General features: G+C 65.6%; 9 protein-coding genes and 1 pseudogene. All 10 read right to left on the bottom strand.

What is annotated here, in order from left to right; all coding sequences use genetic code 11:
- Nucleotides 1-37: 37 nt before the first annotated feature.
- Nucleotides 38-1,390: a pyruvate dehydrogenase complex dihydrolipoamide acetyltransferase gene (locus tag JOY90_RS22840; protein WP_291693376.1), complete on the bottom strand. Its 1,353-nt coding sequence runs from the start codon at nt 1,388-1,390 to the stop codon at nt 38-40.
- Nucleotides 1,391-1,392: 2 nt separating this feature from the next.
- Nucleotides 1,393-1,698, bottom strand: a complete 306-nt coding sequence (locus JOY90_RS22845) for a DUF5076 domain-containing protein (RefSeq protein WP_291693377.1) — start codon at nt 1,696-1,698, stop codon at nt 1,393-1,395.
- 3 nt (nt 1,699-1,701) lie between these two features.
- Complete coding sequence (locus tag JOY90_RS22850) at nt 1,702-3,120, bottom strand: pyruvate dehydrogenase complex E1 component subunit beta (protein WP_291693378.1); 1,419 nt, start codon at nt 3,118-3,120, stop codon at nt 1,702-1,704.
- Between the two features lie 27 nt (nt 3,121-3,147).
- Nucleotides 3,148-4,170, bottom strand: a complete 1,023-nt coding sequence (pdhA, locus tag JOY90_RS22855) for a pyruvate dehydrogenase (acetyl-transferring) E1 component subunit alpha (protein ID WP_291693379.1) — start codon at nt 4,168-4,170, stop codon at nt 3,148-3,150.
- Nucleotides 4,171-4,450: 280 nt separating this feature from the next.
- The gene (locus tag JOY90_RS22860) at nt 4,451-4,777 is read right to left on the bottom strand and encodes a septum formation initiator family protein (RefSeq protein WP_291693380.1); all 327 of its coding nucleotides are present in this window, start codon (nt 4,775-4,777) and stop codon (nt 4,451-4,453) included.
- Between the two features lie 70 nt (nt 4,778-4,847).
- Entirely contained in the window at nt 4,848-5,402 is a 555-nt protein-coding gene (locus tag JOY90_RS22865) for an NADPH-dependent FMN reductase (protein WP_291693381.1), read from the bottom strand.
- Nucleotides 5,403-5,494: 92 nt separating this feature from the next.
- On the bottom strand, nt 5,495-6,670 hold the full coding sequence (locus JOY90_RS22870; RefSeq protein WP_291693382.1) for a serine hydrolase: 1,176 nt from the start codon (nt 6,668-6,670) through the stop codon (nt 5,495-5,497).
- Nucleotides 6,671-7,810, bottom strand: a complete 1,140-nt coding sequence (locus JOY90_RS22875; protein WP_291693383.1) for a zinc-binding dehydrogenase — start codon at nt 7,808-7,810, stop codon at nt 6,671-6,673.
- Nucleotides 7,811-7,854: 44 nt separating this feature from the next.
- Nucleotides 7,855-9,138 carry a phosphopyruvate hydratase gene (gene eno, locus JOY90_RS22880; RefSeq protein ID WP_291693384.1) on the bottom strand — a complete coding sequence of 428 codons (1,284 nt, stop codon included), beginning with the start codon at nt 9,136-9,138 and terminating at the stop codon, nt 7,855-7,857.
- A gap of 93 nt (nt 9,139-9,231) precedes the next feature.
- A pseudogene (locus JOY90_RS22885) lies at nt 9,232-9,354 on the bottom strand (DUF4387 family protein); the annotation flags it as partial.
- Nucleotides 9,355-9,769: the final 415 nt, after the last annotated feature.

Genomic DNA, 9,769 nt, shown 5'->3' on the forward strand with positions numbered 1-9,769 from the left:
AGGACGCTTTGCTGCGCTCGCAATGACGGCGCCTCCCTTACACCATCATCATCACGGGATTTTCGATCAGCTGCCTGAAGGCGCCGATCAGCTCGGCGCCGAGCGCGCCGTCGACCGCGCGGTGATCGCAGGACAGGGTCACGCTCATGATGTGGGCGATCTCGATCTTGCCACTGCGCACCACCGCCCGCTCCTCGCTGGTGCCGACCGCGAGGATGGTCGCATGCGGCGGGTTGATCACGGCGGTGAAGTCCTTGATGCCGTACATGCCGAGGTTGGAGATCGCCGTCGTGCCGCCCTGGTACTCGTCGGGCTTGAGCTTGCGCGCCCTGGCGCGGGCGGCAAAGTCCTTCATCTCGTTCGAGATCGCCGACAGCGTCTTGGTCTCGGCCTTGCGGATGATCGGCGTGATCAACCCGCCCGGCATCGCCACTGCCACCCCGATGTCGGAATGCTTGTGCTTGAGCATGCCGCCTTCGGTCCAGCTCACGTTGCAGTCTGGAATCTTCTGCATCGCGACCGCCATCGCCTTGATGACGAAGTCGTTCACCGAGAGCTTGTAGAGCGGCTTCTTCTCCTTGTCCTTGGGCGCGGCGGCGTTGACCTCCTCGCGCGCGGCGAGCAGCTTGCCGATGTCGCAGTCGATCGTGAGATAGAAGGTCGGGACGCTCTGCACCGCCGCGGTCAGGCGCTGGGCGATGGTGCGGCGCATGTTGTCATGCGGCACGATCTCGTAGGAGCCGGGCTCGTACAGCGCCAGGATCTGCTTGTCGGACATAGACGGGGCCAGCGCCGGCGCTGCCGTGGGCGCCGCGGCGGGCGCTTTCAGGCCCCTGCCGGATTTCGCTTCCTCGACGTCGCGGGCGATGATGCGGCCATGCGGCCCCGATCCCATGATGCGCGACAGCTCGATGCCTGCACCTTTCGCCAGCCGCCGCGCCAGCGGCGAGGAGAAGATGCGGCCGTGACCATTGACTTGCGACGCGGGACTCGCGGCCTGAGGTGCCGGAGCGGCGGCCGGCTTCGGCGACGCGGCGGCCGGCGCAGGTGCCGGCTTGGGCGCTTCGGCCGCCTTGGGCGGCGCTGGCGGTTCCGCAGCCTTCGGCGCCGGCTTGGCGGCCCCTGCCCCCGCGGCCTTCACGTCCTCGCCGTCGCCGGCCAGCACCGCGATGACATCATTGACCGCGACGTCCTGCGTGCCCTCGGGCACCACGATCTTGGCGATCGTGCCCTCCTCGACGGCCTCGACCTCCATGGTCGCCTTGTCGGTCTCGATCTCGGCGATCACGTCGCCGGACTTGACCTGGTCGCCTTCCTTCTTCAGCCATTTGGCGAGGTTGCCCTTCTCCATCGTCGGCGACAGCGCGGGCATCAGGATATTGATCGGCATCGTCAGTGACCTTGCTGCGAGCGGGGCGTCGTGCGGCCCGGATCGGTCGGGCGGTCGATCTCGGCCTCGAACATGTCGATGATGCGCTGGAGCGCCTCTTCCTCGCTGTACTCGCTCTCGTGGGCATAGGCGCGCGCGGCGTGGCGGGCGATATCGACGAGCAGCATGCCCCAGATGTCGGGCTCCTCGAAGGCGCGCTGGAAGGCGATGGAAAGGCCGCCGTCGATCACGAAGGCACGCAGCACCTCGGTGGCGTCGTCACGGCCGATCACATCGGGCGGCAAAGGCTGTTCCTTGGGTCCCGACATGGATCACCGATAACAGACGGTCTTGGCGGCCTCGACCACCTCGGCAGCCGACGGCAGCGCGAGCTTTTCCAGGTTCGCCGCATAGGGCATCGGCACATCCTTTCCGGAGACACGCAGCACGGGCGCATCCAGATAGTCGAAGGCGTGCTCCATCAGGCGGGCACAGATCTCTGCGCCAACGCCGTTCTGCTGCCAGCCCTCCTCCACCGTCACGGCGCGGCCGGTCTTCTTCACGGAGGCGACGAGGGTGTCGGTGTCGAGCGGCTTCAGCGTGCGCAGATCGATCACCTCGGCCTCGATGCCTTCCTTGGCGAGTTCTTCGGCGGCCTTCAGCGCGTAGGTCATGCCATGCGACCAGGAGATGATGGTGACGTGAGCGCCCTGCCGCACCACGCGCGCCTTGCCGATCGGTATCACATAGTCGTCGAGCTTCGGCACCTCGCCGGAATGGCCGTACAGCACCTCGTTCTCGAGGAAGATCACCGGATTGGGATCACGGATCGCGGCCTTGAGCAGGCCCTTGTAGTCCGCGGCCGAGAACGGCGCGACCACCTTCAATCCGGGAATCTGCGAGTACCACGCGGCATAATCCTGACTGTGCTGGGCCGCGACCCGGGCGGCGGCACCGTTCGGGCCGCGAAACACGACCGAGCAGCCCATCTGGCCGCCGGACATATAGAGCGTCTTGGCGGCGGAGTTGATGATCTGGTCCATCGCCTGCATGGCGAAGTTGAAGGTCATGAATTCGACGATCGGCTTCAACCCGGCCATGGCAGCGCCGATGCCGACGCCGGCAAAGCCGTGCTCGGTGATCGGCGTGTCGATCACGCGCTTGGCGCCAAACTCCTGCAACAGGCCCTGCGTGACCTTGTAGGCGCCCTGATATTCGGCAACCTCCTCGCCCATCACGAAGACGTCGCCATCGCGCCGCATCTCCTCCGCCATGGCGTCGCGCAGCGCCTCGCGGATGGTCATGGTTACCATCTCGGTGCCCGCGGGCACGTCCGGATCGGGCTCGGCGACCGCCTGCGGCGCGGCCGGCGCCTTCTTCTCGGGCCCGCCGCCGGACTTGTCGGCCGGGGCTGGCGCCTCCGCCTTGGCCTGGGCAGGCGGCGCAGACTCCGCCGCCTTCTCCTGTTTGGCCGGCGACGACGCCTTGCCGAGATCGGCGGCGCTCTCGCCGTCGGCCAGGATCGTGGCGATCGGCGTGTTGACCGCGACGTCTGCGGTGCCCTCGGGGATCAGGATCCTGCCAAGCTTGCCCTCGTCGGTCGCCTCGACCTCCATGGTCGCCTTGTCGGTCTCGATCTCGGCGATGACATCACCGGACTTGATGGTGTCGCCTTCCTTCTTCAGCCATTTGGCGAGGTTGCCCTTCTCCATGGTGGGCGACAGCGCAGGCATCAGCACTTGAATGGGCATGGGAACTCCGAAATCAGCTTGCGCCGCTCAGCGATAGACGTCGGTGTAAAGCTCGGAGGTCTCCGGCTCGGGATCATGCTGGGCGAAATCGGCCGCCGCATTGACGATCTCGCGCGCGTGCGCGTCGATCGCCTTCAATTCATCCTCGCCGACTTTCGCCGCCAGGAGCCGATTGCGGACCTGCTCGATCGGATCCTGGTCGTGGCGGACTTTCTCGACCTCCTCGCGGGTGCGGTACTTGGCGGGATCCGACATCGAGTGACCGCGATAGCGATAGGTCTGCATCTCCAGGATATAGGGACCCTTGCCGGCGCGGCACCAGGCGATCGCATTGTCGCCCGCGGCCTTGACCGCGCGCACATCCATGCCGTCGACCTGCTCGCCGGGGATGTTGAACGAGACGCCGCGCTTGGAGAAATCGGTCTGCGCGGAGGAACGGGTGACCGAGGTGCCCATGGCGTAGCGGTTGTTCTCGATCACATAGACGACCGGCAGCTTCCACAGCTCCGCCATGTTGAAGCTCTCGTAGACCTGGCCCTGATTGGCGGCGCCATCGCCGAAATAGGTGACGCTCACGGAATCGTTGCTGCGGTAGTGATTGGCGAAGGCGAGGCCGGTCCCGAGCGACACCTGCGCGCCGACGATGCCGTGGCCGCCGTAGAAGTTCTCGGCCTTGCTGAATATGTGCATCGAGCCGCCCTTGCCCTTGGAATAGCCGCCGCGGCGGCCGGTCAGCTCGGCCATCACGCCCTTGGCATCCATGCCGCAGGCCAGCATGTGACCGTGGTCCCGGTACCCCGTTATCACCTGGTCGCCCTTTTTCAGGGCCATCTGCATCCCCACCACCACGGCCTCCTGGCCGATATAGAGATGGCAGAAGCCGCCGATCGCACCCATGCCGTAGAGCTGGCCGGCCTTCTCCTCGAAGCGCCGGATCAGCAGCATGTCGCGCAGCGCGGCAAGCTCCTGCTCTTTGGTGAATTCGAGCGGAGCCTCGCTCCCCTTCTCCTGCTCGGCCTCTTTGACGACGCTTTTCTTGGGGGCAGCCATGGCAATTCCCGATCAGATCGTGATTGCGCCTCTCTATCCCAACTCACAGTGGCAAGGAAAGGATTGCTTGGAGGCATCAAGAGCCCGGCCATGCATGTCGCAGTGCAATGCGACACGAAACTTTCGCAATCAAATCACTGTTTTTTTGAAATCCGGCCGTCCAGAACGCTTTCAGTTTAGCTTGACGCTGAAAGCTCAGGCAGCGCAGAAGGCGCTCTGGATTCGTTGTCTGTCGCATTTCCTTTCGGAAAACCGGTGTCCCGCTTTTCCGGGAAATACTCTAGCGAGTCCGATCCGGACCGCTCATCCGGACCAGGTCGTGCGGATTGGCATAGTCGAGCTGGAAGCGCGCACGCTCATCGAGCATGTCCGGATCGAGCCGATCGGAACGCAATAGCGACACCCGATGCTCGCTGTCTGCCCGTTCCTGCTTCAGCCGCGCCAGCTCGGAGGTCAGCGCGATGATCTCCTGGTCGAGCTCCTGCCGGGCGTTGAGGCCGTATTTGCCGGTGTAGGCATTGACGCCGAAATAGCCGACCATGGCCGCCGCCACGGTATAAAGGGCAACCCCGGTGAGGATGGATTTGAGGCGCGAGCGGGAGACCATGGGCGGGACCATGCGCCCGCCCGGTTAATGCTTTGCTAAGCACAGTGGCGCGGCGGCCTCGTTCAGTGGGCTACTTGTTGACCCGCTCGACGAAAGCCGCATAGGCCTCGAGATATTGCTGCAGCAGCTTCTGGACCGGCTCCTTGGTCAATTCACCGTGCGCATCACAGGCATCGCCGACCTGGTTCAAGTAGATTTCAGGCTGCCCCAGGATCGGCCCGGAAATCCCCGGCAGTATGTTCTGCAAGTGCTTGACGGCGCTGACGCCGCCAAGCTGCCCAGGCGCATTGCCGATGATGCCGATCGGCTTGCCCAGGAACGAGCTTTTGCCATAGGGCCGCGAGCCGACGTCGATCGCGTTCTTGAGCACGCCCGGGATCGAGCGGTTGTATTCGGGGGTGACGAACAGGACGCCGTTCGATTTCTGCAGCTTCTCCCGGAACGCCAGCCAGTCGGCAGGCGGGGCCGCCTCGAGGTCCTGATTGAAGAAGGATAGGCCATGCAGCGTGACGATCTCGAGCGCGAGGCTTGCGGGCGCGAGCTTTGGCAGGGCGTTGGCGAGCTTGAGCGAAAAGCTCTCCTTGCGCAGGCTGCCGACGATGACGACGATGTGGTGGTGGGCCATGGATTTCCCTTCGCGTGCACGGGTGACTGGTCTCTTCCCCTAGCCGGACCGCGAACAAGATGCAAGTGCATGAAATAGGTACAGTGCGGCGCCTAGCCCGTGCAGCCGAGGCAGCGGGCGAACTCCGCGACCGCCTTGTGGGTCAGCCAGATCGACTGCGGCTCGATCGGCTGGGCCTGGCTCGAGAGCTTGGCGATCACCATTGCGTTGGCGGCATCCACGAACAGGTTCTGGCCGTGGATGCCCATCGCGAACAGGATCTGCGGCGCGTCGTCGATGACGTACCAGCCGCTGCGATAGCGCATGTTCCGGCTGATTGCGGCAAAGCTGTCGCGCCACTGGCCGTCGCGCCAGGCGCCCGCATCGCCATTGGTCCTGATGTCGTCGATCCAGCGCTCGGAGACAATCTGGTTGGAATCGCGGCGGCCGTTCATCAGCACGAGCTGACCCAGGCGCGCGAAGTCACGCAAGGTCGCGCAAAAGCCGCCGGTGCAGCGCGGCGCGTCCTTGTCGTCGACGGTGATGAAGGTCTCGCCGCTCGCACCCATCGGTTTCCACAGCAGCGTACCGACCAGACTGGCAAAGCTTCGCCCGGCCGCGCGCTCGATCACCCAGCCGAGCAGATCGGTGTTGGGCGAGACATAGCTGAACGGCCCGCCATGCGGCTGGTACGGCACGGCGAGGTGCGCGAAGAAGCCGTGCAGGTCCGCCGTCTCGCCGGGCGCCAAGGGCTCCCAGCCGCTCGCGGTGGCATAGGCGCGCAAGGCCTCCTCGTCGAGCACGATGCCGGTACGCATGTCCAGGAGGTCGCGGACGGTCGCGCCTTGATAGGGGCCCGCCGCGATCTCGGGAACGTAGCGCGACACCTCGGCATCGACCTCCAGCTCCCCGCGCGCCTCGAGAAGGCCGACCATCAGCCCGGTGATCGACTTGGTCGCCGACATCAGGATGTGCGGCGTCTCGCGCGCCATGCCGCCGGCGTAGAATTCGAACGCGATGCGGCCGTGGTGCAGAAGTAGAAGCCCGTCGGTCGCGGTCGCCTGCAGGAAGCCCGGCAGATCGAGCGTCGAGCCGCTCGGCAGGCGCAGGCTGAAGGCGTCGAACGAGGCCGGGCTTTCAGGAAGCGCCCAGCCGCTGCCCGGTGCACTCTCGATGTCGGAGACCCCAAGGATCGAGCGGATGTTCTGGAACGCCCACCGGCTGAAGGGGGCGGTCCGCCAGTTGGTGCGGTCCGCCTGCGATGGCGCGAGCTCAAGAGGCGGTGACAATTATCCGGCCTTGTGTGGATTGATCAGGAATTTCTCGCCGGTGGCGCGCTTGCCGTAGACGGCGACGTTGGCGGGGTCGAGCGCCTCCGGCAGCGAGACCACCTTGGTGTAGTGGCTGGCGAACGTGGTCTTGAGCTCGGCTGCCACGCGCTCCCTGAGCCGCTGTCCCTCGGCGCGGCCGATCTTGATCAGGAACGGCGTCAACAGCCAGCCGCCGACGCCCCAGGCCATGCCGAACGCGCGGTTCAGCTCGACCGGCCGCGTATCGAGGCTGCCGTAGATATAGACCTGCTTGTGCACGCTCGAGCCGTAGCGGCTATAGGCCGCGGCGCTCCGGTTGATCGCGGCCTCCATGCAGGTGAGGATCTGGCCCGCGAGCCGCCCGCCGCCGATCGCGTCGAAGGCGATGGTCGCCCCGGTTTCGGTGAGCGCCTCGGTGAGCTCGTCCATGAAGCCCGGCGAGCTGGAATCGACGATGTGCTTCGCCCCGATCTTGCGCAGGATGTCGGCCTGAGCCGCGCTGCGCACGATGTTGACCAGCGGGATGCGGTCCTTAAGGCAGATCTTGTTGAGCATCTGCCCGAGATTGGAGGCGGCCGCGGTATGCACCAGCGCCTTGTGGCCCTCGCGCTTCATGGTCTCGGTCATGCCGAGTGCGGTGAGCGGATTGACGAACCAGGAGGCGCCCTCGGCCGCCGTCGTGCCCTCCGGCAACGGCATGCAATCGCTGACCTTGACGCAGCGGTACTGCGCATACATGGCGCCGCCGATCATGGAAACCGTCTTGCCCATCAGCGCCTTGGCGGCCTCGGAGGCGCCGGTCCTGATCACGACGCCGGCGCCCTCGTTGCCGACGGACATGGACTGGTCGAGCCGTCCCGCCATCGCTTTCATCGCCGCGTCCGGCACCGCGGCGGTGATGACGGGAGCCTCCTTGGTCCCGGATGCCTTTACGGTGCTCATGTCGGCCGCGCCGACCAGCAGACCGAGATCCGACGGGTTGATCGGCGTCGCCTCGACCCGGACCACGACTGCGTCCTCGGCCGGCTCGGGCGTCGGCACGTTCACGAGCGAGATTTCCAGCTCGCCGCTCTTCCTGATCAGCGAGCGCAATTGCAGGCCGCTTGCACCTTCAGTCATGACAATCTCCTCCCGTCCCTCTTCGTTTTCTTATCCGACGACATTCACGCCAGCGCCTTCAGCGCGCCCTTGCCGGCATATTTCGCCTGCTTGCCGAGCTGCTCCTCGATCCGCAGGAGCTGGTTGTATTTCGAGGTGCGGTCGGAGCGCGCCAGCGATCCGGTCTTGATCTGCCCGCAATTGGTCGCGACCGCGAGGTCGGCGATGGTCGAGTCCTCGGTCTCGCCGGAACGGTGCGACATCACCGCGGTGTAGCCCGCCTTGTAGGCCATCTCGACCGCGCTCAGCGTCTCAGTCAGCGTGCCGATCTGGTTGACCTTGATCAGGATGGAGTTGGCGCGGCCGTTCCTGATGCCGTCGGCCAGCCGCTTCACATTGGTGACGAACAGATCGTCGCCGACGAGCTGGCACTTGGCGCCGATCAGGCCGGTCAGTTCCTTCCAGCCGTCCATGTCGTCCTCGGACATGCCGTCCTCGATCGAGACGATCGGATAGCGCGCGACCAGGTCGGCGAGGTATTTCGCCTGTTCGGAGCGCGAGCGGGTCTTGTTCTCGCCGCCATAGACATAATTGCCGTCCTTGAAGAACTCGGTGGCGGCGCAATCGAGCGCCAGCATCACGTCCCTTCCCGCCTTGTAGCCGGCCTTGCCGATCGCGCTCATGACGAAATCGAGCGCGGCATCGGCGGACGGGAGGTTCGGCGCGAAGCCGCCCTCGTCGCCGACATTGGTGTTGTGGCCGGCCTTCTTCAATTCGCCGCGGAGCGTGTGGAAGATCTCCGAGCCGCAGCGCAGCGCGTCGGCGAAGGTCTTGGCGCCGACCGGCATGATCATGAATTCCTGGAAGTCGATCGGGTTGTCGGCATGCACGCCGCCATTGACGATGTTCATCATCGGCACCGGCAGGGTCCGCGCCGAGGTGCCGCCGACATAGCGATAGAGCGGCATGTCGAAGGAGATCGCGGCCGCCTTGGCGCAGGCCAGCGAGACGCCGAGAATGGCGTTGGCGCCGAGCCGGCTCTTGTTGGCGGTGCCGTCGAGCTCGATCATGGTCTGGTCGATCAGGACCTGGTCCTCGGCCGCCTGGTCGGCGAGCGCCTCGTAGATTTCGCCGTTGACGGCCTCTACCGCCTTGCGGACGCCCTTGCCGAGATAGCGCGACTTGTCTCCGTCACGGAGTTCGACCGCCTCATGGGCCCCCGTCGAGGCGCCGGAGGGCACGGCGGCGCGGCCGATCGAGCCGTCCTCCAGCACGACATCGACCTCCACGGTCGGGTTGCCGCGGCTGTCGAGGATTTCGCGGCCGATGATGTCGACGATGGCGGTCATGAGTGCCTCACTGCAAGGGGACGACGTTCGGCGCCGCTTCTACCGCAATGCACGGAAGCGGAAAAGGCCGGGGCTGCGGAGCTGGTGCCGTTGCTACCGATTTCGTCCGAGTTCCAGCAGCGGCACGAATTGCTGGCCGCTGTGCATGTCCCGCTCCTCTACCCCGCCCTGCGGCGGGGTGCGCGGGTAGGAGATCTTGACCATGTTCAGCGACTTGACCTCGAAGCGTTTCCATCACCGCGATCCGGGGCACCTCATTCTGCTCGCGCGCGACCTCCAGCACGATCTCAAGCGTTTCGTCCACCGTCATGTCGCAGCCGGACGCGCCACAGGAGTATTTCGACCGGCCCGTCGCGAGGTAGGCCGGCCCGCTGTCAGTCGAACCGGCGTCGAGCGCATCGCATGCGGCGCCTGCACCAGTCCGGTCTCGATCTCCTCGGCGCGAACGCCCCATCCGAGCACACCGGCCGGCACGAGAACGCGAGCGCACGGCCCCTCTTCAACGCTCATCCGATTCCAACCCTCGGTCTTTCAAGACCGCGAGGGTAACTCGGGACCGCGCGTTTCGGCTAGGCCTGCACTGCTGTCGGAGGGGCCGAGGCGCCACTCCATCCGCATGTCGTCGCAAACG

The sequence above is a fragment of the Bradyrhizobium sp. genome (assembly GCF_019242285.1).
Classification (GTDB): domain Bacteria; phylum Pseudomonadota; class Alphaproteobacteria; order Rhizobiales; family Xanthobacteraceae; genus Bradyrhizobium.

Excerpts from the sequence above, each read along its gene's own strand:
- JOY90_RS22860 (WP_291693380.1), bottom strand. The coding sequence starts at position 4,777 with ATGGTCTCCCGCTCGCGCCTCAAATCCATCCTCACCGGGGTTGCCCTT.
- JOY90_RS22850 (WP_291693378.1), bottom strand. The coding sequence starts at position 3,120 with ATGCCCATTCAAGTGCTGATGCCTGCGCTGTCGCCCACCATGGAGAAG.
- JOY90_RS22845 (WP_291693377.1), bottom strand. The coding sequence starts at position 1,698 with ATGTCGGGACCCAAGGAACAGCCTTTGCCGCCCGATGTGATCGGCCGT.
- eno (WP_291693384.1), bottom strand. The coding sequence starts at position 9,138 with ATGACCGCCATCGTCGACATCATCGGCCGCGAAATCCTCGACAGCCGC.
- JOY90_RS22875 (WP_291693383.1), bottom strand. The coding sequence starts at position 7,810 with ATGACTGAAGGTGCAAGCGGCCTGCAATTGCGCTCGCTGATCAGGAAG.
- pdhA (WP_291693379.1), bottom strand. The coding sequence starts at position 4,170 with ATGGCTGCCCCCAAGAAAAGCGTCGTCAAAGAGGCCGAGCAGGAGAAG.
- JOY90_RS22865 (WP_291693381.1), bottom strand. The coding sequence starts at position 5,402 with ATGGCCCACCACCACATCGTCGTCATCGTCGGCAGCCTGCGCAAGGAG.
- JOY90_RS22840 (WP_291693376.1), bottom strand. The coding sequence starts at position 1,390 with ATGCCGATCAATATCCTGATGCCCGCGCTGTCGCCGACGATGGAGAAG.